20 protein-coding genes and 1 pseudogene are annotated in these 22,350 nt (G+C 67.2%); 10 read left to right on the top strand and 11 right to left on the bottom strand.

Annotated features, from left to right (window positions below; genetic code table 11):
• Positions 1-104, top strand: a pseudogene (locus JJI54_RS10535) (IS5/IS1182 family transposase); the annotation flags it as partial.
• A 284-nt stretch (positions 105-388) separates the two neighbouring features.
• Here the strand turns inward: JJI54_RS10535 and JJI54_RS10530 are convergent.
• The 8 genes from JJI54_RS10530 to JJI54_RS10495 all read right to left on the bottom strand — a co-directional run bounded on the left by JJI54_RS10530 (position 389) and on the right by JJI54_RS10495 (position 10,254).
• On the bottom strand, positions 389-1,906 hold the full coding sequence (locus JJI54_RS10530; RefSeq protein ID WP_203072906.1) for a Ppx/GppA phosphatase family protein: 1,518 nt from the start codon (positions 1,904-1,906) through the stop codon (positions 389-391).
• Entirely contained in the window at positions 1,906-4,065 is a 2,160-nt protein-coding gene (locus tag JJI54_RS10525) for an RNA degradosome polyphosphate kinase (RefSeq protein ID WP_203072905.1), read from the bottom strand. Before JJI54_RS10525 ends, JJI54_RS10530 begins: the two co-directional genes overlap by 1 nt.
• Positions 4,066-4,074: 9 nt before the next feature.
• Positions 4,075-4,809, bottom strand: coding sequence for a DnaA/Hda family protein (locus tag JJI54_RS10520; RefSeq protein WP_203072904.1), 735 nt, complete (start codon positions 4,807-4,809; stop codon positions 4,075-4,077).
• 144 nt (positions 4,810-4,953) lie between these two features.
• Positions 4,954-6,423 carry a hypothetical protein gene (locus tag JJI54_RS10515; protein ID WP_203072903.1) on the bottom strand — a complete coding sequence of 490 codons (1,470 nt, stop codon included), beginning with the start codon at positions 6,421-6,423 and terminating at the stop codon, positions 4,954-4,956.
• Positions 6,420-7,718, bottom strand: a complete 1,299-nt coding sequence (locus JJI54_RS10510; RefSeq protein WP_203072902.1) for a KGGVGR-motif variant AAA ATPase — start codon at positions 7,716-7,718, stop codon at positions 6,420-6,422. Before JJI54_RS10510 ends, JJI54_RS10515 begins: the two co-directional genes overlap by 4 nt.
• Positions 7,715-8,098 carry a hypothetical protein gene (locus JJI54_RS10505; RefSeq protein ID WP_203072901.1) on the bottom strand — a complete coding sequence of 128 codons (384 nt, stop codon included), beginning with the start codon at positions 8,096-8,098 and terminating at the stop codon, positions 7,715-7,717. Before JJI54_RS10505 ends, JJI54_RS10510 begins: the two co-directional genes overlap by 4 nt.
• A 191-nt stretch (positions 8,099-8,289) precedes the next feature.
• Positions 8,290-9,375 (bottom strand): hypothetical protein, encoded by a 1,086-nt coding sequence (locus JJI54_RS10500; RefSeq protein ID WP_203072900.1) that lies wholly within the window; start codon positions 9,373-9,375, stop codon positions 8,290-8,292.
• A 171-nt stretch (positions 9,376-9,546) separates the two neighbouring features.
• Positions 9,547-10,254 (bottom strand): glutathione S-transferase, encoded by a 708-nt coding sequence (locus JJI54_RS10495; protein WP_203072899.1) that lies wholly within the window; start codon positions 10,252-10,254, stop codon positions 9,547-9,549.
• 102 nt (positions 10,255-10,356) lie between these two features.
• Here JJI54_RS10495 and JJI54_RS10490 point away from each other — a divergent pair, with 102 nt between their 5' ends.
• From JJI54_RS10490 to JJI54_RS10465, 6 genes are all read left to right on the top strand, one after another.
• A complete protein-coding gene (locus JJI54_RS10490) occupies positions 10,357-11,577 on the top strand; it encodes a polyhydroxyalkanoate depolymerase (protein ID WP_203072898.1) in 1,221 nt (406 codons plus the stop codon).
• 455 nt (positions 11,578-12,032) lie between these two features.
• Positions 12,033-12,926, top strand: coding sequence for a ParB N-terminal domain-containing protein (locus tag JJI54_RS10485; protein WP_203072897.1), 894 nt, complete (start codon positions 12,033-12,035; stop codon positions 12,924-12,926).
• Positions 12,927-13,099: 173 nt separating this feature from the next.
• Positions 13,100-14,296, top strand: a complete 1,197-nt coding sequence (locus tag JJI54_RS10480) for a glycosyltransferase (protein WP_203072896.1) — start codon at positions 13,100-13,102, stop codon at positions 14,294-14,296.
• A gap of 24 nt (positions 14,297-14,320) precedes the next feature.
• On the top strand, positions 14,321-15,757 hold the full coding sequence (locus JJI54_RS10475; RefSeq protein ID WP_203072895.1) for a glycosyltransferase: 1,437 nt from the start codon (positions 14,321-14,323) through the stop codon (positions 15,755-15,757).
• 154 nt (positions 15,758-15,911) lie between these two features.
• Positions 15,912-16,859, top strand: coding sequence for an FkbM family methyltransferase (locus JJI54_RS10470; RefSeq protein ID WP_203072894.1), 948 nt, complete (start codon positions 15,912-15,914; stop codon positions 16,857-16,859).
• Between the two features lie 96 nt (positions 16,860-16,955).
• Complete coding sequence (locus tag JJI54_RS10465) at positions 16,956-17,573, top strand: class I SAM-dependent methyltransferase (protein ID WP_203072893.1); 618 nt, start codon at positions 16,956-16,958, stop codon at positions 17,571-17,573.
• 74 nt (positions 17,574-17,647) lie between these two features.
• Here JJI54_RS10465 and JJI54_RS10460 read toward each other — a convergent pair whose 3' ends face one another.
• From JJI54_RS10460 to JJI54_RS10450, 3 genes are read right to left on the bottom strand one after another with little or no spacing between them, the layout of a single operon-like run.
• Positions 17,648-18,850, bottom strand: coding sequence for an AI-2E family transporter (locus tag JJI54_RS10460; RefSeq protein ID WP_226381605.1), 1,203 nt, complete (start codon positions 18,848-18,850; stop codon positions 17,648-17,650).
• The gene (locus JJI54_RS10455; protein ID WP_226381604.1) at positions 18,847-19,458 is read right to left on the bottom strand and encodes a CDP-alcohol phosphatidyltransferase family protein; all 612 of its coding nucleotides are present in this window, start codon (positions 19,456-19,458) and stop codon (positions 18,847-18,849) included. Before JJI54_RS10455 ends, JJI54_RS10460 begins: the two co-directional genes overlap by 4 nt.
• Positions 19,442-20,182, bottom strand: coding sequence for a hypothetical protein (locus JJI54_RS10450; protein WP_203072892.1), 741 nt, complete (start codon positions 20,180-20,182; stop codon positions 19,442-19,444). The genes JJI54_RS10455 and JJI54_RS10450 overlap by 17 nt, the downstream gene beginning before the upstream one ends.
• Positions 20,183-20,344: 162 nt before the next feature.
• Here JJI54_RS10450 and purM point away from each other — a divergent pair, with 162 nt between their 5' ends.
• The 3 genes from purM to JJI54_RS10435 are packed head-to-tail and all read left to right on the top strand — an operon-like array spanning position 20,345 to position 22,274.
• Positions 20,345-21,406, top strand: a complete 1,062-nt coding sequence (purM, locus tag JJI54_RS10445; protein WP_203072891.1) for a phosphoribosylformylglycinamidine cyclo-ligase — start codon at positions 20,345-20,347, stop codon at positions 21,404-21,406.
• Positions 21,406-22,092 carry a phosphoribosylglycinamide formyltransferase gene (purN, locus tag JJI54_RS10440; protein ID WP_203072890.1) on the top strand — a complete coding sequence of 229 codons (687 nt, stop codon included), beginning with the start codon at positions 21,406-21,408 and terminating at the stop codon, positions 22,090-22,092. Before purM ends, purN begins: the two co-directional genes overlap by 1 nt.
• Positions 22,093-22,112: 20 nt before the next feature.
• A complete protein-coding gene (locus JJI54_RS10435; protein WP_203072889.1) occupies positions 22,113-22,274 on the top strand; it encodes an aa3-type cytochrome c oxidase subunit IV in 162 nt (53 codons plus the stop codon).
• Positions 22,275-22,350 lie beyond the last annotated feature (76 nt).

The following is a 22,350-nucleotide window of genomic DNA, read 5'->3' as shown; positions in this document are numbered from 1 at the left end:
GTCGGCTGAAGGACTGGCGCCGCATCCACACCCGATACGACAAGCTCGCTGCCAACTTCGCCTCGGCCGTCGCCATCGCCGCCATCCTACTCGGATGGACCTGATTGAGTCTGGAGCCTAGCGCGCTGCGCGCGTCAGCCTACGCGACCCCCGCTCCCCCCCTCCGAGGGGCGAGGATTCACGGAGAATGGGGCTCGTTTGTCGGCGGCGCCAAGTTGGGTGGGGTCTGGGGACGATCATCGTCCCCAGCGGGGTTCGGGGCGGAGCCCCGATCTTGTTCGGCTGTTGCTTGTGGGTTTGCGGGGTTGCGCGGTCCCCCACCCAGCCAGCCTGCGGCGTCCGACGCAGTGCGCCGAACCCCCCGAAAGCTCGGGGGAGGGTTTTGGGGCTACCCCGCCGCTGACACTTCCACCGTCGCCGTCAGCCCCAGCGCCGCGGCCAGCGCGTCCAGCCTTCGCTGCACGCTCTCTCCGGCGAAGACGCCGCTGCCTTCCACCAGGCGCAGCTGCAATTCGCCGCCGTGGCGGCGCAGCGATGTGCCGCGCAGCAGCACCGGGGTGCCGCCTGACAGGGTGAAGGCCAGGCGCAGGGCGGCGCCCAGCACCTCGGCGCGTTTCACGGCGGTGGCGTCCAGCAGGACGCGGGCGGTGCTCAGGAAGCCCATGGTGGTGTCGGCTTCGTAGCGCAGCGCCACGACCATCGCGAGGAAGGCGCGCTGGTGGTGGTCCAGGCCGACGCCGGGCTGGCGCAGCACGCGGTAGAAGGCCTGCTCGGCGCGGTAGTCCGGGTGGTCGTGGCTGCCGATGTCGGCGATCCAGCAGGAGGCTTCGCGGAGGTCGGACTGGTCCGGGGTCTCACCCTCGAACAGCGGGTGGGTCCAGGCGAGGAGGGCGGGGGCGAGGGCCGGGTCGCGCCCCCAGCGCATGGCCAGGTCCCGGCCGGCGGCCAGCAGGGGTTCCTCCTGCCGGATCGGCTCCGGCAGGAGGTTGGCGTACCAGCCTTCCCGCAGGCCGTTGGCGGAGAAGATGACGCGCCGCGCCCCGGTGGCGCGCAGCAGGCGGCGCAGCGTGATGGCGGCGAAGGGCATGTCGCCGAGGCGCTTGGCGGGGGCGCCGGGGATCTTCTCCAGCACCTTGCGGGGGGATTGGGCGACCAGGCCGGCGAGGTCGCGGGCTTCCTCCCGCCGCAGGACGTAGTGGTGGACGATGGAGAGGGGGTAGCCGGTCTGAGCGATGTGCATGCGGGCGAGCGCCCGCCAGGCGCCGCCGACCAGGTAGAGGTCCCTGCCCTCCCCGGCCTTGAGCCAGGGCACGCGGGCCAGGTCCCCCTCGACGATGGCGCGGGCGCGGATGGGGTCCCCGCCGGCGCGGTCGGCCAGGCGGATGGCGCCGATGGGGAGGGAGGCGGCGGGGCCGGCCTGGCCGCCCTTGAGGTCCACGAGTTCGAGGGAGCCGCCGCCGAGGTCGCCCAGGATGCCGTCGGCGTCGGGGAAGCCGAGGAGGACGCCGTCGGCGGAGAGGCGGCCTTCCTCCTCCCCGGTCAGGACGCGGACGGGCAGGTCCGGCAGGCGGGTGCGGATGGCCTCGATGAAGGCGGGGCCGTTCTCCGCGTCCCGCGCGGCGGCGGTGGCGATGACCTGGACGGGGTTGGCGCCCATGGCGCGGGCGACGGCGGCGTAGCGGGCCATGACGGTCAGCGCCGGGTCGATGGCGGCTTCGTTCAGGCGGCCGGTGTTCTGCAGGCCGCGGCCGAGGCCGAGGACCGCCTTCTCGTTGAAGATGGGCAGCGGGTTGCGGGTCAGGCCTTCGAAGATGACGAGGCGGACGGAGTTGGAGCCGAGGTCGACGACACCGAAGCGGGGGGGATGGGTCGGGGTGGGGAGGTCCAAGCGGGGTCTGTCCTGCATCAATCCTGGGCCACGCGGTCCTGGCGCGACCGGCGGGATGGGGCGGCCGGCCGTTGTTGAAGCGCGCTGCCGCGGCCGGAGAGGGAGGGGTTGGTCATGAAATACTCGTGGGCGGAGACGGGTTTGGCACCGGGCGGCAGGCGGCGGTAGGTGCCATCCGCCATCAATTGCCAGCTTTGCATGCTGTCCTGAAGGTTCACCACCATGACCTGGTCGAGGATCTGGGCATGGACGGTCGCATTCTCGATCGGGACCATGGTTTCCACGCGCCAGTCCATGTTGCGGGCCATGAGGTCGGCGCTGCTGATGAAGACGCGGGCGCGGCGGGATGGCAGGCGGTGGCCGTTGCCGAAGACGTAGATGCGGGAGTGTTCGAGGAAGCGGCCGACGATGGATTTGACGCGGATGTTGTCCGACAGGCCCGGCACGCCGGGGCGGAGGCAGCAGATGCCGCGCACCACGCAATCCACCTTCACCCCGGCCTGGGACGCCTTGTAGAGCGCGTCGATCAGCTGTTCGTCCACCAGGGAGTTGAGCTTGAGCCAGATGGCGGCGGGCTTGCCGTCCCGCGCGAAGGCGATCTCCCGGTCGATGAGGCCGAGGAGGGCCGGGCGGATGGTGAGGGGGGCGAAGGCCAGGCCTTCCATCGTCTCGGGCCGGGCGTAGCCGGTCATGTAGTTGAAGAGCTTGGCGGCATCGCGCGTCAGGGCCGGGTCGGCGGTGAAGAAGCTGAGGTCCGTGTAGATGCGGGCGGTGATGGGGTGGTAGTTGCCGGTGCCGAAATGGGCGTAGCTGCGCAGCGCGTCGCGTTCGCGGCGGACGACCAGCGACACCTTGGCGTGGGTCTTCAGCTCGACGAAGCCGTAGACGACCTGGACGCCGGCGGCTTCGAGTTCGCGGGCGAGGGCGATGTTCCGCTCCTCATCGAACCTTGCCTTGATCTCGACGATGCCGGTGACGGATTTGCCGGATTCCGCGGCCTCGATCAGGGCCTTGGCGATGGGGCTGTCGCGGGTGGTGCGGTAGAGCGTCTGCTTGATGGCGACGACGTTGGGGTCGCGGGCGGCCTGGCGGAGGAACTGGACGACGACATCGAAGGATTCGTAGGGGTGGTGGACGACGATGTCCTTGGCGGCGATGGCGGCGAAGCAGTCCCCGCCGAAATCCAGGATCCGTTCGGGGAAGCGCGGCGTGTAGGGGGTGAAGAGCAGGTCGGGGCGATCGTCCACGATCAGCTGCTTCAGGTCCGTGACGCCGAGCAGGCCGTCCAGGGTGAAGACGTTGTGGCGGTCGGCATCCAGTTCGCGGGCGACGAGGTCGATCATGTCGGGTGACATGCGGGCATCGACGGAGAGCAGGATGGCGCGGCCGCGGCGGCGGCGCTTGAGGGCGGTTTCGTAGCTGCGGACGAGGTCCTCGGCCTCTTCCTCGAACTCCACATCGGTGTCGCGGATGAGGCGGAAGAGGCCGTGTTCCGCGGTGATGAAGCCGGGGAAGAGACGGCGGAGGAAGAGGACGATCACGTCCTCCAGCATCACGAAGCGGATGGTGCGGTCCGGCGTGGCGGGCAGGCGGATGAAGCGGTCCACCTGGGGCGGGACGGGCAGCAGGGCGCGCATGGTGCCGCCATCCTCCTCCCGCACCAGTTTCAGGACCATGCAGAGCGCCAGGTTGGCGATGAAGGGGAAGGGGTGGGCGGGGTCCACGGCGAGCGGCGTGAGGACGGGGAAGACGCGGTCCATGAACCAGCCCTCCAGCCATTCGCGGTCGGGGGCGGGGAGGGCCTCCGGGTCGCTGACCACCAGGCCGGCCTGGGCGAGGAGGCCGCGCAGCTCATGCCAGGCGGATTGCTGGGCGGCGATGAGGCCCTGGGCGGTGCCGTGGATGGCGGCGAGCTGGCGGGCGGGGGTCAGGCCATCCGGGGATGGGGTGGAGATGCCGGCGCGGTCCTGGCCGATGAGGCCAGCGACGCGGACGGAATAGAATTCGTCGAGGTTGGAGGCGCTGATGGCGACGAAGCGCAGGCGTTCCAGCAGCGGGTGGCGGGGGTTGGCCGCTTCTTCCAGCACCCTTGTGTTGAAGGCGAGCCAGGACAATTCGCGGTTGATGAAGCGCTGGGGGCTATCGGCGGCGAGCGTCGCGGGGGCGTGCGTGTCCATGGGCGGAGACTAGCCCGGCTTGCCCTCCCCCGGGGAGGTTTCGGCGGCATCATTCCCGAAACGGTCATCCTCCGCCTCCTCCTGCCCCAGCCAGGCGCCGAGGACCTGGCGGGCGAAGGGGCGGGTGATGGGGGCGGATTGGGCGAGCGCGGCCTCATCCAGCGTGGCGATGGCGGTGGCGAGGCTGGCGGCGTCCCTCGGCAGGCGGGCGAGGAGCCAGGATTGCACGGTGGCGTCGAGGCGGAGCTGGCGGTCGGCCAGGTGCTTCGTGAGCAGGGCGGCGAGGAGGGTGTCCGTCGGCTCCTGCAGCCCGACGGCGGGGGTGGCGCGCAGCCGGCTGGCGAGGTCGGGCAGCATGGTCGGCCAGCGCGCGGGGGGCAGGCGGGCGGCCATCAGCAGCGGCGCGCCGGTGGCGGATGCCTGGTTGATGAGGTGGAAGAGCGCTTCCTGGTCCGCCTGGTCCGCGGCATCGAGCGCGGTGCCGGGCGCGGGGGCGAGGGCGAGGTCGGGGGTGAGGGCGGGACCCTCCATCAGCCGCCAGCCGTGATCCGCCACGGCGATGCGCAGCAGATGGGTCTTGCCGGTGCCGGGGGGACCGAACAGGGCGAGGCGATGCAGCGGCCAGGTGGCGGGGGCGGCGAGCCAGGCCAGGGCCTCGGCATTGGAGGCATCGGGGACCCAGTCCGCGCGGGCGGATGACGGCGGGCGCGCGAGGGGGAGCGGGAGCTGGGTGGGGGGGAGCATGCGGAGGTCATAGCACCGGGTAACGCGGAACAAACGGCGGCAGCGCCCATACGTACCAGCGGGAGCAATATGAACCGCCGTAACATGGGCATCTACACGGAAAAAGGCGTGCTTCCGCGTAAACTATGCAGAGCGAGTTGTAAGTTACGATTGCTCCCGACGCGCAGATGGAGGACGGATTCCACCCCGACGCTTGATGCCGGCATCGACGCGAAAAATATCGGGCATATTTATGCGATACGGCGTACGAAATTCGATAACGCCTATTGCTTGCAGAGCGGCCAGCAGCCCACCTTCGTCCCGACTGGGCGCTGTAGTAAGTTCAATAGGCAACCTTCGCGCTTCACCATCTGCTTCACTCCTAAGGTCGGCCACTGTCCCCCTCTCACGCCAGCGCGCAAGGAACACTTCGGGATCACAGGGGACTTCTAGCCCACGCAGCGCAGCCATTACTTTATCAATCCAATCATAATCCTCCTTCAGTTGCTGCACGCGCACGCGAGACGCAGCCTGTACGCCGGCTCGAATACCTAGATGATCGACAGCATGATCTCGCGGAGCGGGCTGAAAATCCGCGGCGCGCTGCATTGCAGTAATGAAGCTGCGTGGGCTCGTCTCTCCGAACGTGTCGGAAAGATGGTCGTAAAGCCAAGTATAAGTTCGGCCGCGCTTGGGTCCAGCACCCATGAATTCGCCGGCCAATCTGTAGAAAATCTCCTGCTGAACTTCGGAATCTGTCAACATGGTTGGCCGAAGCTTTGTTAGGTCTCCTCCGCCCACAAGGCGCACGAACGAGGCACCAGCTTCGCGATCGCGCGAGAGGTAGCTGTACAACCAGCCAAACAACTCCCGATGGCGCCACACCAAACTGACAGCATCGGAGCGAATCTTGGATGCGTCAGCGAAAGCAAATAGCGAATCATCTTTCGACTGATCGGATCGCATGAATATCTTCGCTTTCATGGCCCTAAAGCCACGCATATCTAATGCGAGACGAAGCACGCCCTGCGTAAGAGAGCGGATGCTGTTCCAGTCGCGCCCAAGTCGGTCCAGCGCATCAAAAACTAGCAGAAATACCTGATTATTCTTAACAAAGTGGGCGTCTGCGGCCCGAAGCAGAGCTTCAGATTCTTCAACATTCTCACGGGACCAAAGCAGAAGGGATGATAGAGATCCAGGGACAACGAAAGACAGCTCAGCAGCAACCGCCTTCACAAGCACTCCCCGCCAGATTTCGTCTGCCGCATAACCAGACTGATTCAGCGAGACCAACAGTGCAGGTGAAGGCGCAGCACCGTCATCCTTGCCGGCAGCCTCATGAAATCCCAAAGCAGCCCGTATTTGACTGAGCGAAAGCCGAGGGTATGTGGGCGCGACTTTGTCCCGAGCCTCTGAATGCGTGAGGACGGAAGACCAGAAACTTTTTCCAACGCCTCGATTCCCAACAACGAGCGCCCGCTGTGGATCGAGCGCATTTGCATGCGAATATGGCGTGAAAATATTTTCGGGCTTAGGTGGAATGTTCGCTTGGTGCGCCGACCCAGGATCCAGACGGCCCAGCGCCTGACGGAGCAACACTATGTCCTGCAAATCAGCAATCGACGACGCCATCATGAAACCAATCCAACCCTATCCCGTAGCGCCCTAACAAAGCCACCAAAAGTCCGGTCGTAAAAATGACTCGCGAATTGGTCTCGTTGGCTGAGAGGATCAAACTCTGCATAATTGGAGTCATTTAATATAACCCAGGCGTAGTGAGGAGCATCCACACTGTCATAGTCGAAGCTAAACGCTGACTGATCAAGATTTTCATCAACATCATAAACAGTATCCGCGAACATCTCAAAAGCAGCATCTCTAAATTTTTTCTGGGAATCGGGACTTGACAGCGCTTTAGAATGCACCATCCGGAGCCTGTATCGCCAATCTTGATCGGTCGATTCGGCCGGCTTAAATCTACGCAGATGAGCTAATAGATATTTATATCCAGCGAACGTTTGGGGCGTGTCTACACCAAACAGCAAAATCTCAGCCCCAAGTCCGAGCACCGCCGCTGCCGCCGCCTCGTTTAATCCCGCCCGCGCGTCAACAAAAATTATATCATAGCGATTTTTCTGAGAAAGGTGCCTGACTAGTTGGCGAACGCGGTCAAGAAAGGATACCGTAGTACCATCTGGATCCTGACGCTCCAAATATGCTCTAGCTATCTTCCCAAGAACATTCTCGGGATGCATTGCGCTTGTAGTTCCGACAGCTGGCACGACATGGATCAAGCCTTGCGTAGCAAGCGTGCTGCTCGCAAGCATAAGATCAATATCTGGCTCACTGACATTTCGAACAGAAGTCTCAACAAAGTAATCAAGAGCACCGTTGGGCGGAAGCGCATCGAGGAGCATATACCCCAGGCCCGGCGCCTCCAAATCGAGATCAATAACAAGAACATTGAAGCCAGCATCTGACAACGATGCAGCACTGACTGCTAGCGCCGTTGATCTCCCAACCCCACCTTTATGGCTCGCAAATACCACGATGGGTGGCGCGCCAGGTATTTCAGTCAGAGGCGGGCGGAGCCAGTCTTGACCAACAACGCGACGCTCGAGCAACCGAACGAAACCCTCAAAAGATGCGGTCGAGACAAATTCTGGTAGCGCATCCCTGCGCAAAACTGCAGAGTCCTCAAGCAAATCCTCTGGATAGATCAGCGGCGTTTCGGCACCAACCCACACCCCCAACCCCTTCGCGCGCTCCGATATGATTTTAGCAGCATCTTCTCGAATACGCTGAAAACAAACTATACTAATCCGTCCGGATGCATCACGAAGAAAAACGCAGTCAGATAGAATATCTGAGCCGACCGAAGCTGCCATAATTTCTACGAGGTTGGGGAGAGCCGAATCGTACGAAGTCATCGAGCGGCACACCTTATGTTGGTCGCAAGAAGGATCTTGCGCGCATCATTTTCCCACCGACGGAACAGCAGTGCATCTGTACCGCCTTCGCCAGCATAACGCATGCCCACTGACCAACCCGCCATGAAAGCAGGATTGCCGAGCGCCGCCAGCACCGGCTGCGCGCCTCTTCCTTGTAAAGCCATGCGGGCTACCGCAATTAACTCGGGTATGTGCTTGCGCGGAACACTAATATTATGCACAGTTATTCTCAGAGCGTGCTTCAAAGCGCACTCCACAACATACCCAACCAGGTAGCCGCCACCGTCGAAACGCCCAGAAGCCGCGAGCGTTTTAGCATCCGAAAAATGCTTTATCGCGGCGAGCGAATAAGCCTCCACAGTCGGCGCTTCCTTTTCATTTATTAAAGGCGACTATGAGCTGTTGAACGCCTTGGCTGACACAGTCGTTTTCAACATGCGAAGCTTATAGGGAACGGACACTCTGCTACGCATTCAGGTGATTTGTAAGGGCGTTGAGGGTGAGCGCGCAAGATCCAGCGCTAATCATCCAGTCGGCAACGGTTACCCCCCTACCCCGCCCGCCCCCTCACCTCTTCCGCCTCCGCCATCCGGTTCGTCGCCGCCAGCGCATCCGCCAGCGCCACCAGCGCCACCCGGTCCGGGTGCGGTTCCTCCAGCACCCAGGACAGGGCCATCACCGCCTCCTCCGCCCGGCCGGCACTGAGCAGGGCCTGGGACAAGGCGCGGCAGAAGCGGACGGAGCGGGGGTTGTGGCGGCGGCTGTCGAAAAAAGCCTCGATGGCGCCGGGGATGTCGCCGAGCTCGGTCAGCGCCCAGCCGCGCAGGAAGCCGACGGCGGCGTGGCCGGGGGCGGTGGCGTCCAGCGGCGCCAGGTGGGCCAGGCCGCGGGCGAAGCGGCCCAGGCGGCAATCATGGTAGGCGCGCAGCATCGCCATGCCGGCCGCCATCGGCGGCGCGTGGTGATGGCCGCGGTGGCAATCCAGCAGGCGCAGGTCGCGCGAACCGGTGGCGGGGCCGCCGAACAGCAGAAAATCCAGCTTGCCCGTCAGCGCCAGATGTTCGGCCACATGGTGGTCGCGGCCGGGAAACAGCAGCAGGTCGGCCGGCAGCAGCGCCACCAGCGCCGCCATGTTCACCACATCCACCGCATCCGCATCGCTCACCAGGGCGCGGATGCGGTGCGGCCGCGTGGTGCGCAGCGCGGCAAGGCCCGCCCGGGCGGCGCGGGCCCGCGGCGCATCCAGGTCCAGCACGCTCTGCGAATAGCGGAGGCCGAGCCGGATCTCGGGGTTGATGGCGGTGATGCGGTCCGCCCCGTATTCGACGCCGAGGCGGATGGCCGCCGTGCCGCCCATGGAGGCGCCGAGGAATTCGACGCGGTTCGCCTTGATGCGGCGGGCCAGTCGCTCGATGCGGGCCAGCAGCGATTGCGTGTCATCCGCAAAGCCGGGCACGCCCTGCAGGTACCAGGTGTTCGGGCAGTTAAGGAACAGCACCGGCACGCCGCGGCGCGTCAGGATATCCCACATCGAGAAGCGGCCCGCGGGCAGGTCGCGGTAGCCGAGCGAGACATGGAGGGTGGAATGGGCGCCGGTGCCGGGATGGAACAGGGCGTAGGGCGAGTAGTCCCGCATGGGTGGTGGGGTTCCCTGTCTCCGCCGGCCGGGCCGCATCGTGGCATGGCGACCTTACGGCCGGCTGACGCTGGCGTTTCGCGGGGCATAGGGGACGACTTCCGCGAAAGTCCATGCATCCCTGGACGATGGGCGGGATTTCATCGCCAGGAAATACCAGGCGGGGCGGGCTCAGAACTCCGCGTCCAGCTCCAGCTCCGTGATGCGGGGCTCCGGCTCCTCCCGCGCCGCGGCCACCCATTCGCGCAGGTCGGGCCAGGCCTCGATGGTGCGGGCGAAGGCCTCGCAGGGCTCGTCGAGGGGCACGTTGTAGGTGCGCGCGCGCATGACGACGGGGGCGAACATGGCGTCCGCGATACTGGGGCGGGCGCCGAACAGCCAGGGGCCGCCCCATTCCGCCAGGCAATCCCGCCAGAGGGTGAAGATGCGGTCCAGGTCGCCCCGCGCCGCGGACCAGACGGTGAAGCCCGGGATGCGGGCGCGGAGGTTGAACGGCAGCGAGGAGCGCAGCGCGTGGAAGCCCGCATGCATCTCCCCGCTGATGGCGCGGCAGCGGGCGCGGGCGATGCGGTCCTCCGGCATCATGCGCGCCTCGGGGAAACGCTCGTTCAGGTATTCGGCGATGGCGAGCGTGTCCCAGAGCTCCGCGCCCTCATGCTCCAGGCAGGGCAGCAGGATGGAGGAGGCGTTGTCGAGCAGTTCGGCGCGGGTGGAGGGATCCTCCGCCGAGACGGTGATGACGCGGAAGGGCAGGCCGGAGAGGCGGGCGATGAGAAAGCCGCGCAGCGACCAGGAGGAGTAGTTGCGGCTGGAGATGCGCAGGATCGCCAGGGGGGCGGGCGGCGTGATGGCTGGCTTGCGCGGCTTCGCCCCGGACATGGCCTGGTCCTTCCTGCTGGGACGGGCAGGCTACCAGTGCCTTCGCGGTTGCGAAACGGCCCGTGAGTGGCACGATGGTGTCCTCAGGGACGGGGCCGGCGCATGATCTATCGCGCGTTGCAGGCAAGGCAGGATGCGCTGGCGCCGTTCAGGGCGCATGCGCGGGGGATGGCGCAGTGGCTCGGCCCCTGGGGCGCCATGCATCCGGCCTTCGACGGGCTGCGGGCGATGCGGGCGGCGGCGGAGGTTTTCTCGAGTTTCGCGGTGACGCAGGTGCGGCCGGCGTTCGGGATCGGGCCGGTGCGCGTGGGCAACCGGCTGGTGGAGGTGGCGGAGGAGGTGGTGGCGGCGACGCCCTTCGCCTCCCTGGTCCGGTTCCGGACGGAGGTGCAGACCCCCCTGCCCCGCGTGCTGGTGGTGGCGCCGATGAGCGGCCATTTCGCGACGCTGCTGCGCGGCACGGTGCAGGTGCTGCTGCAGGACCACGACGTCTACATCACGGATTGGCACAATGCGCGGGACGTGCCGCTCAGCGCGGGGCGCTTCGGGCTCGATGAGTTCATCGAGCATGTGATGCGGTTCCAGGAGGCGATCGGGCCTGGCGGGCATGTGCTGGCGGTGTGCCAGCCGGTGGTGGCGGTGCTGTCGGCGGTGGCGCTGATGGCGGAGGACCGGAACCGCGCGTCTCCGCGGAGTGTCACGCTGATGGCGGGGCCGATCGATGCGCGGCAGAACCCGACGAAGGTGAATGCGCTGGCGGCGGGGCACGGGATCGAGTGGTTCGAGCGCAACCTGATCGCGAGCGTGCCGTGGCGGCACAAGGGGTCCGGGCGGCGGGTCTATCCGGGGGCGCTGCAGCTCTCGGCCTTCATGTCGATGAACCTGGACCGCCACCTGAAGGCGCATCAGGACCAGTTCTGGGCGCTGTTCGATGGCGATGTGGCGCGGGCGGCGCAGCACCGGCGCTTCTATGACGAGTATCTCGCGGTGATGGACCTGCCGGCGGAGTTCTTCCTGGAGACGGTGAAGACCGTGTTCCAGGACCATGCGCTGGCGCGGGGCGAGATGGCGTGGCGCGGGCGGCGGGTGCGGCCGGAGGCGATCCGGCGCACCGCGATCATGGCCGTGGAGGGGGAGAAGGACGACATCTGCGGCATCGGGCAGACGATGGCGGCACTCGACCTGTGCCGCAGCGTGCCGGTGACGATGCGGCGGTATCACCTGCAGACCGGCGTCGGGCACTACGGGGTGTTCAGCGGACGGCGGTTTGCGCAGGCGATCTATCCGCGGGTGCGGGAGATGATCCAGGCGAATGAGGGTTAGGCGGCTGTCCTCGCCGCGCGCCGAGTGCGGCAGCGGCCGTCACGCCCCGATCGCTGATGCCGATTTCGTTCTGATTTCGTATTGACCAGACCATCCCAGGCTGCTTCATGCGCGGTGTCGTCGGCGGGGCCTGGTGCGCTCCGGCCACAAGGCGATGGAATGCACCGCCCCGGTCGCGGCGGACCCATCCTTTTCGGATATCGATCCGACACCAGCCGCCTGCGCTAAGTGCAGCTGGCGCTCGTTTTCGCGCCGATCCGATCCAACGCGCTCCGCAGGGATTAAGAAAACAGTAACACTTAACCATGGTTCGTCGCGCCGCGCACGACCGCGCCGACTTTACAAGAAAAATCTTGTTGACCGCTGTCATTTTTTATCCTAAGCACGAAATGTACTTTCGTCGTAGCGACACCGTTTTGATTGCAGGATTCCGCTTGTGAAAACCGCTTTTGGCGATGCGTGACGCCGTGCGTTCAAACCTCATCAAGCTTCGACCGGACCAGATACTGGTTGGCACCCGAATGCGCGATCTGGACCCGGCCTGGGTCGAATTGATCGCCGCGAGCATGCGGGAACGCGGCCAGGATACGCCCATGGTTGTCGGGCCGGCGGACGGGAATGGCGTCCACTCGCTTATTGCCGGCGCCCACCGTGTCGCCGCGGCTAAACTCGCAGGCCTTGCGGAAATTAATGCGATCGTCAGCGAGGCCACCGGCGCGGCGGCGGATCTGCTGGAGATTGATGAAAACCTGCTGCGGCGGGAGCTTTCCCAACTCGACAGGGCGGTTTTTCTCGCCCGCCGACAACAGGTCTGGCAGCAGCTGCACCCGGAAACCGCACGCGGAAAAGCACCCAAGCAACGATCCGCAGCAAGAACGACAAGCTTGTCGCCTCTGGTGGAAACCTTCACGGCAGCGACCGCACGCTCCCTGGGGCTGGACCAGCGATCGATACAGCGGGCCATCGCACGCGCGCGGATACCCGCGGATATCCGCGGAATCATCGCGCGGCATCCGGTCGCGAACAGCGGCTCTCAGCTGGATCAGCTGGCGGCGCTGCCGCATGCCGAGCAGCTCCGGGTGGTGACCGCCCTGACCCGGGCCGACAGGCCGGCGAGCAGCGTTGCCGCGGCCATCGCTGAAGGCCGCCAATTGCCGCCTTCATCGCGGGAAAAACAGGTCGAGCAGATTTACCGCCAGATGGTCGCGGTCTGGGAAAAGGCGGCTAAAATGGGCGAGGCGGGGCTGGAAGCGCAGCGGCTGTTCGAAAGGCATATCGGATCGGCGACGCGCAAAAGCCTTGACGATGCCGGCGCCGCGAAGAAACCGGCCGGCACCAGGGGGGCGTAATGCCACTCTTTTCGAGGCGATATTCAGGGCATTGACTCAACGCATTATCTTCGCCTTATCCTGTTATTAGCGAGCAGGGCGAGACGATGTTCGAGTGCAGCGCTGAAATCATCACGAGGCCGCGCGAGCGTTGCGAAACGATGCACCAACGGTTTTCAGGAACGAGGGCCTCCGTGATCGACGCCATGCTCCGGCTGCTGGGCGGAAAGAAATACGGCATTGTCAGCGTGCCCGGCGATCCATTTGTCCGCCCGGCCAGGGCCAGGCTCATCTGGGCGCATAACACGGCGCAGGCGGTGCAGAATCTCGGGCTCGACGCCATGCTGGCCGCCAATGTGCAGGGATTGCCGATCAAATTCGAATCGCATAATGGAATCCGGTCGGTACGCCGCCTGATCGGGGATCTGTATAATATACAGGCGGATTACGACGTCCGCGGGCTCTACGAGGCACCCTCGAAGGTCGCTCAACTGCCGGCAGGACAATGGGCGCTCGATTATGACATTCCGCGGAACATCTTCCCCTATTGCGGCCTGTTGCACACGCGGCACCCGGTCGTCCTCTCGCGCGCCCTGAAGGTCGGCCTCCCCTGCGTCTACGAGGATCACGACGAGGACCACAACACAGCCTTCAAGAAGCTGCCCGAGCTCGTGCGGGAACACCGGAACCTGCGCGTCGTCGTCGCCATCACGGCGTCCGTGCAGGAGCGCCTGGTGAGCACCGGCGTGCCGCGCGAACGCACCATCGTGCTGGACAGCGGCGTCAACTCGCTTTCGTTCGAGCGGCAGCAGGAGGCTTCCGCGGCGATCCGGCGGAGCCTTCTGCGACGCGGCATCCAGCGCATCGTCGTCTATGCCGGCGGGCTCCAGCCCGAGCGCGGCGTCAAGCAGCTGCTATACGCTGCGCGCGCCATGCCGGACTGCCTGTTCCTGATCTTCGGCGGCACGGCCCCCGACCAGTCCGCCATGCGCGCAAGCGTCGTCGAATGGCAGTTATCCAACGTCCTGGTGCCGGGCTACGTGCCCCAGAAGCAGGTGCTGGCGTTCCAGCAGGCGGCCGATGCGCTGGTCATGACCCGGCAGGCCGACGCCCGTGCCGCCATCACGTCCCCGCTCAAGTTCTTCGAGTACCTGGCGGCCGGATCGCCCATGGTGGCCGCGAAGCTTCCCGCCACGGAGAAGTGGGCGGACGAGTCGGCGGCCCTCGATTTCTATGATCCGGCCGAGCCCGAGACGCTGCTGACGGCCCTGCGCAGAAGCTTCGCCAGCTTCGGTTGGCAGCCGCAAGGCCATTCCCGGAACATCGAGATAGCCCGCCAGTTCACCTGGGAACAACGCGAGCTGGCGCTGTTCGAGCGGCTTGTTGCCTGAACAAACCAGCGAGGATCCGACGACATGCAAGTTCTGACTGCCGACGCAAGGCCGCATTCCGCTTTCGACGAGACGGCGGCACTCTACGACATCTGCTTCGTGCTGAACGTGAATTCGCGCGGCTGGATCCTCGAGAAGATCTGCCGGGTGATCGAGCAGGCCAGCGGCGGCGTCTGTGCCTTCGTCTTTGCGGAGACGAACAGTCGCTTCAACTATCCGCTGCCGCCGGCGCGAAACTACTTCTTCGCGCACTTCGCCCTGGCCGCGACCGCGTTCCGCAAGCATCCGGAAGCGAAATCCGGCAACTGCTTCGTCTGGTACACCCATCCTGACCTGTCGAAGGGTGTGACGAAGGAGGAGCTGGTGAGCCTGGCCGATGACTGCATCGCCGTGTTCACCCCGTGCAGCGCGAACAAGAGCACGCTCGTCGAGTGGGGTGCGAAGGGCAACAACATCTTCGTGCCGATCGGGGGCGCGGACCCCGCTGCCTTCACGCCCAAAGTGCGTGACGGCAAGGGTGCCGTCGGCTTCGTCGGTGCCTATTACGAGCGCAAGCGGCCGGGCGCGATGCTCGCCCTTGCCCGGCTGATGCCGGAACAGCCCTTCCTCCTCATCGGTCCGCGGGCCGAGGATGTCGAGAATCGCGAGCTGCTGTGGACGAACTGGCCGGAGTTCAACGAGTTCACGAGCCTGCCCAACGTCCGCTATGTCGAGGCATCCTACGACGAATTCCCGCGCTGGTATCGGGAGTGCGACGTCTACTGCTCGGTCTCCACCCTGGAAGGCGGCCCGATCCCGGCGATCGAGGCCATGATGTCCAACATCATCCCCGTGCTGAGCGACACCGGCTTCGCGCGGGATATCGTTGCGCACGGATCGACCGGATACGTCTTCGACATCGATGCCCCGCCCGAGGCGATCGTCCCGCTGATCCAGCTGGCGCTGCTGGACACGACGACGGATGTCGCGACTGTCGCGGCCGCCTATTCCTGGGACGCCTTCGGGCGCGAGATCTGGTCCCGCATGCGCGGCGACGTCCCGTTCCGGACCGATATCGCCCTCGATAACCCGGCCTCGAGCATCCGCTACCTGCGGCGTGGCTTCCATCGCCCGGAGCCGCGCGGCGTGTGGACGCGCACGCAGGTCGCGGAAATGATGATCCCGCTGGTGGCCAGGTCGCAGGCCAAGGCCGTGGACATCATCCTCTGGGCCCCTTCCGAAGTCGGCGAGGACCCGATCCCCGTCACCTTCGAAGTCAATGGAGAGGTGGTCGCCGAACGCCTGATCAGCCCGAAGCCCGTGAAGGTCGCGCTGCCGGTCGTCAACGATCAGCCCGTCACCGACCGGACGATCGTCATCACCATACGATGCGCCAGGCTGATCGAACCGGCCAACCGGCCCGCCAACGCCAAGGAGCGACGCAGCCTTGGCGTGAAGATCGGCTCGTTCTGCGTTCGTTGAGGCTCGTGCCCTGGGGCGCGGCTGATCGCGCCGCCGAAGGCCACGGGACCGGCTCCACCTCGTATCTGACGCGCATGATGCATCGTGCGGCGCATAGACACCCACGACGGCAGCGTCACCCGCGGTGCCTTGCGGCAAGTAAGGAGAATTGTCCATGACAGGGGACGACAGCAACGGGCCCGCCGGGCTCTACGAGACGCTGGAGCAGCTCCAGGGCAGCCTCGCAGCCATCGAGCGGCAGTTGGGCGGGCTCGCCGCGGTCGAGCGCGGGTTGGGCCGGCTGCACCAGGACGTCGAGCGCCTGCAGAAGCTCATCGGCCCCTTCGGCGTGTATCTCGGCGATGGCGTGGTCATGACGCAGATGCTGACCGGGCTGCGCTTCCTGGTGCCGGCCGCGGACCATGTCATGGCGCCGAAGATGATCGGCAACCGCGTGTGGGAGCCGCGGCTTTCCGCCGCCCTGCCACGGCTGGTGAGGCCAGACCGTGACGTCGTCGATGTCGGCGCGAATATCGGCTATTTCTCGATCAACGCCGCCATGATCCTGGGCCGGGGCAAGGGCTGCGTCGTGCATGCGATCGAGCCCAACCCGCAGATCCATGCGCTGCTGCTGAAGAACATCAGCATCAACTGGTCCCTCGCCCGGATCATCCCGCATCAGCTTGCGCTGGGGGAGACGGAAGGCGAGCTCCTGCTCCACGTTCCCGGGCAGCTGGCCTCCAACGGTACGCTGCTGGCCGGCGGTTCGGCCGACGCCAATACCTTCCCCGTACCCGTGCGGCAGCTTCACCAGGTGGTCCCGGATCCCGCTCGGATCGGCCTGATGAAGATCGACGTCGAAGGCGCGGAGGCGATGGTCGTGAAGGGCGCGGCAGAGGTGATCCGCGAGGTCACCGATATCGACATCGTCATGGAATGGGATACCGCGGCCCAGGGTGACGACGCTGGCGCGACGGCCTTCCTTGCCGGCTTCTTCGCGGAAGCCGGCTTCTCGGCCTTCGTTGTGGAGAACGACCTTGCGCCGACGCCGATCGAGGGCCTGCCGACGCTCGGCTACTGCAACCTCTTCCTGACGCGTCACCCCAAACGCCTGGGCGGCTGACGCTGCCCGTTCAGGACGGGATGACGGGTTTCACGCCGCATTGCCTGGGGCGGCCAGCCAAAGGCGACGCACTGCCACTCGAGCCAGGAGCCGATCATGGAACGCCTCACGCCAGCGAACCTGCCATTCTCCCTCAAGGACCTGCCCGAGGGCTGGTTCTCCGCCAACCAGGTGAACGTCCTGTACCAGTTGGCGAGCACGACACCGGGTCCGATCCTCGAGATCGGCCCCTGGGTCGGCCGTTCGACATCCGTCATCGCGAGGGCCTTGCGCGAGCGGAAGGAGAAGATCGCCTTCCACACCGTGGACTACGGCATCGAATCGGAAGACGAATGGCTTACCCTGTTCGGATCGAGCGTCCGTACGAAAAAGGATCCGGATCGCTACCTCCGCCACATCAACCAGCCCCGTGGGACCATCGCGTCGCTGGAACGCAACCTGTCGGCGCAAGGGCTACGCGACTTCGTCGAGATCCATCGCGGCGATTTCCACCAGGTCTCGCCACCCGGGCTGTTCAGCCTGGTGTTCTGCGACGCGACCCACAGCGTGGCGGAGATCGACGCCAACCTTCCGGCGCTGCTGGCCAAGGTCGCCCCCGGGGGGATCATTGCCTGCGACGACATCAACCCGGCGCTGGAGGCGCATATCCTGTCCCGCTTCAGGTTCCGCTGGCACCACGTCGACTCGCTGCTGTTCTACGCAGAGCCGGCCTAGAGCAATATGCGTCCATTAGGACGCAGCGTGCTCTAGTCCCGTCCCTCAACCGGCCGCCCGCCGGGGGTTGATCGTCAGCTCCCGGTCCTCGGCGGGTCCAGGTATAGCGGGCTTTCCAGGTACCGCCGCAGCCAGTAGCGCGTGACGACGCCGATGGCCGCCGCCATCGGCACGGCCAGCAGCACGCCGAGGAAGCCGAAGGCGACGCCGCCGGCGAAGAGGGCGAAGATCACCCAGACCGCGTGCAGCTCCACCCGGTCCCCCAGCAGGCGCGGGTAGATGATGTAGCCCTCCACGATCTGGCCGGCCACGAAGACCGCGACCACCATGCCGACGCCGTTCCAGGTGCCGAACTGCGCCATGGCCAGCAGGACCGCGGTGACGAAGCCCGTCAGGCTGCCGATATAGGGGATGAAGGAGAGGATGCCGGCCATCAGCCCGACCGTCAGGCCAAGCTCCAGCCCGACGGCGCTCAGCGCCGTGGCGTAGTAGACCGCGAGCAGCCCGCAGCAGAGCAACTGGCCGCGCAGCCAGGCCGACAGCACGCGGTCCGTATCGCGGGAGAGCTGGCGCAGCACCGCGGCGTTGCGGCGGGGCAGCCAGGATTCGAGCCGCGCCATCATCGCCTGCCAGTCGCGCAGCAGGTAGAAGCCCACCACCGGCGTCACCACCAGCAGGGTGAAGACGTTGAACAGCGCGACGCCGCCGCCGATGAGGCGCGCCACCGCGGTGCCGAGGAAGGTGATGATCTGCCCGGCCTGGCGGACCGCCAGATCCCGCAGCTGGGTGTCCACCAGCTCCGGCCCCAGCGCCTCCTGCAGCCGTTCCAGCGCCTGGCGGACCAGCGTGCCGATGCCGGCGACATAGGCGGGCAGGCGCGTGACCAGCACGCCGATCTGCGCCACCAGCAGGGGGTAGAGCAGCAGCAGCGCCAGCAGCGCGAAGGCGGTCAGCCCCATCACCAGCAGGAAGGCGGCAAGGCCGCGGGGGATGCCGAGGCGCGTCAACTGCCGCGCCGGCGGGTCGAGGAAATAGGCGATGCAGGCGGCCAGCACGAAGGGCGTCAGGATGGCGGAGAAGAGCCAGAGGCTGAACAGCAGCACCACCGCGGTGCCAATGACCAGCGCCCAGCGCTCCGCCCGCGTCGCCATGCGGGCGCCGGGGGAGGCCGGCCAGGATGCCGGCCGCGCCTCGGCCTTGGGCACCGGCGCCGGCAGGGCCGGGGGGGCGGCCGAAGGGGCGGCCGAAGGGGTGGCCGGGGGCTTCGTGCCGCTCATGCCCGCCCGCGCGCGGCCTGGGTGACGTAGGCGGCGCCGGAGGCGAAGGTGCTGGCGGCGACCAGCCAGATGAAGACGTCGATGATGACGGAATCGCCCATGCCGTAGCCCGCCAGCAGCAGCGCGCCGGCCGCGAGCGTGATCTGCAGCGCGGTGTTGAGCTTCGAGACGAAGATCGGCTGGATGCGCGGCGGCTGCCCCATGACGTAGAGCACGAGCACGCCGCCCACGATCAGCAGGTCCCGGAACACGACGAGGATGGCGAGCCAGTCCGGCAGCACGCCGATGCCCGCCAGCGTGACATAGACGGAGACCAGCAGCGCCTTGTCCGCCACCGGATCGAGGATGGCGCCGAGCGTCGAGCGGGTGCGCCGCACGCGGGCCAGCCAGCCATCGATGGCATCCGACACGCCGGCCGCGACGAAGACCCAGAAGGCCAGGTCGAGGCGATGGTTGAGCACCAGCCAGACCATGCCGGGCACGGCGCAGAGCCGGGCGAAGGTGATGGCGTTGGGCAGGGTGAAGGTGGCGTCGCCACCCGGCGGGGTGGCGAGGGGCGTGGCCGCGGGACCGGCCCCGGCCGGCTTGTGGTCAACGGCCTCCGGCAAGGCTGAGGCGCCATCCCTCGCCGGGTCGCGAATCGATGGGGGCGGGGGCGAGTGCGATGCCGCTCTGCGCCAGTTCGGCCGCGGCCTCCGGCGGCTGGGTGCGCAGGCCGAGGCGGAGCCGCGCGCTCTCGCCCGTCAGGCTCACGATGTCGAAGCGCGCGACGGGGGAGGCGGCGCCGAGGCGGCGGGTGATCTCCACCCATTCGGGGAAGGAACGGTAGAGGGCCAGCGCCTCCACCGTCGCGACCGCGGGGCCGCCGATGCCGGGGGCCTGGGCGGTGGGGGTGCCGGCGGGGGCGGGGCCGGTGGCGGGGCCGCCGGGCGCGCTGAACAGCGTGCCGGGCGCGCCGATGGCGCCGGGGGGGGCGCCGGGGCTGCGCCCGCCCATGGCGGCGACGCGGCCGGGGTTGAAGTTCACGGTCAGCCGGGCGCTGTAGCCGCGGGTGGTGATGCGTTCGGATTCGATGACCAGGGACTGGACCAGGCCCTCGATCTGCGCGTCCGGGATGCCGCGGGGCAGGCCGAGGGCGGCGGCCATGCGGTCATAGGCCGTGCGCTGGCCGGCATTCAGCGCGCGGTCGCGGGCGATGACGGCGGTCTCGGCGGTTGCTTCCGCCGGCACGCCGCGCTGGACCAGCGGGTTCTCTTCAGGTGTCGCCTGGGCATAGGCGGGCATGGGCAGCAGCACGGGCGCCGCGAACGCCAGGGCGGCGCCCAGCATCATCGCCCCGATCGCCGCTAGCGGCGTGGTTCGGATTGCCGCCGCGGGCCGAAAATGGTTTTTTCCGCCCCACTGGCTGCGCCGCTCGCTGACCGGCATATCGCCATCCCTACCGTTGCAGGCACGTCGTGCCTGTCTGTGCCGAATACCCGATCGGGGGCCGCCATGACCAGCCTGACCTACCGCGACGCCGGAGTGGACATCGAAGCCGGCGATGCGCTGGTGGATGCCATCAAGCCGCTGGCCCGCAGCACCGACCGGCCCGGAACGATGGGCGGGCTCGGCGGTTTCGGCGCGCTGTTCGACCTGAAGGCGGCGGGGTTCAAGGACCCCGTGCTGGTGAGCTCCACCGACGGGGTCGGCACCAAGCTCAAGCTCGCGATCGACAGCGGCATCCATGGCTTCGTCGGCCAGGACCTGGTGGCGATGTGCGTGAACGACCTGGTGGTGCAGGGGGCGGAGCCGCTGTTCTTCCTGGACTATTTCGCGACGGGGAAGCTCGACGAGGCGCAGGCCGCCGCCGTGGTGGGCGGGATCGCGGAGGGCTGCCGCATCGCCGGCTGCGCGCTGGTCGGCGGCGAGACGGCGGAGATGCCGGGCCTCTACAAGGGCGGCGACTACGACCTGGCGGGCTTCACGGTGGGGGCGGCGGAGCGCGATCAGCTGCTGCCGAAGGCCGATGTGGGGCCGGGCGACGTGCTGCTGGGGCTCGCCAGTTCCGGCGTGCATTCCAACGGCTATTCGCTGGTGCGGCGGATCCTGGAGGGGACGAACCTGACGCTCTCCGCCCCTGCCCCCTTCGCCAGCGGGCAGAGCGTGGCGGAGGCGCTGCTGCGGCCCACGCGCATCTACGTGAAGCCGGTGCTGGCGCTGCACAAGGCGGGGAAGCTGAAGGCGGCCGCGCATATCACCGGCGGCGGGCTGCCGGGCAATTTGCCCCGCGTGCTGCCCGCCGGCGTGGTGGCGGCGCTGGATGCGCGGGCCTGGGCGGTGCCGCCCGTCTTCGCCTGGCTGGCGCGGACCGGCGGCGTGGCGGCGGAGGAAATGCTCCGTGTCTTCAACTGCGGGCTCGGCATGGTGCTGGTGGTGGCGGCCGATGACGCGGAATCCGCGACGGCGATGCTGGCGGAGGCCGGGGAGACGGTGTTCCGGATCGGCGCGCTGGAGGCGGGCGAGGGCGCGGCTTCCGTGCGCATCGACCATCTGGGCGCCGGCTGGCCGGGCTGATGCGTCGCGTCCCGACCGCGGTCCTGATCTCCGGCCGCGGCAGCAACATGGCGGCGCTGCTGGAGGCGGCGGCGGACCCCGCCTACCCCGCCCGCATCGCGCTGGTGCTGTCCAACAAGGCGGAGGCGGGCGGGCTGGATCGCGCCCGCGCGGCGGGCATCCCGACCGCCGTGGTGGAAAGCCGCGCCTTCAAGGGGGACCGGGCGGGGTTCGAGGTGGCGATGGAGGCCGAGCTGGCCCGCCACGGGATCGAACTGGTCGCGCTGGCGGGCTTCATGCGGGTGCTGACAGAGGGTTTCGTCAGCCGCTGGCACGACCGGCTGGTCAACATCCATCCCTCCCTGCTGCCGAGCTTCAAGGGGCTCGATACCCATGCGCGGGCGCTGGCGGCCGGGGTGCGGCTGCATGGCTGTACCGTCCACCTGGTGCGGCATGGCGTGGATGAGGGGCCGATCCTGGCCCAGGCCGCGGTGCCGGTGCTGGCGGGGGACACGGAGGCGACGCTCGGCGCGCGGGTGCTGGCGCAGGAGCACCGCATCTACCCGGCGGCGCTGGCCTGGCTGGCGGCGGGGCTGGTGCGGGTGGAGGGCGAGATCGCCCGTGTCGAGGCCCCCGGCGCGGCGGAGGCCCTGGCGAACCCCTTGCCCGCCTGGGCCGCGCTTTCTACAAGGGCGGCCGAAGGCTGACGCTCAACGAAGGATCCCCCATGGCTGACCACGCCCCCGCCGCCTATGAGATGGTCGAGGTGAAGGCCGAGGACATCATGGCCGAGCGGACCTCCTTCTACGACGGCTTCATGAAGGGCACGACCTGGAGCATCGCCGGCGCCGTGGCCGTGCTGCTGTTCCTGGCCATCTTCATCGCCTGACACGACGCCCTTGCCGCGCCCGCGGGGCGCCGCGATCCCGGGGACGGGGCGCGGCGCTTTTCGTGTTGCGCGGCCC

The sequence above is a fragment of the Falsiroseomonas ponticola genome (assembly GCF_016805305.1).
Lineage (GTDB): Bacteria > Pseudomonadota > Alphaproteobacteria > Acetobacterales > Acetobacteraceae > Falsiroseomonas > Falsiroseomonas ponticola.
Note: the sequence above shows the minus strand (reverse complement) of the source record. Positions and strands in the feature narration are given on the sequence as shown.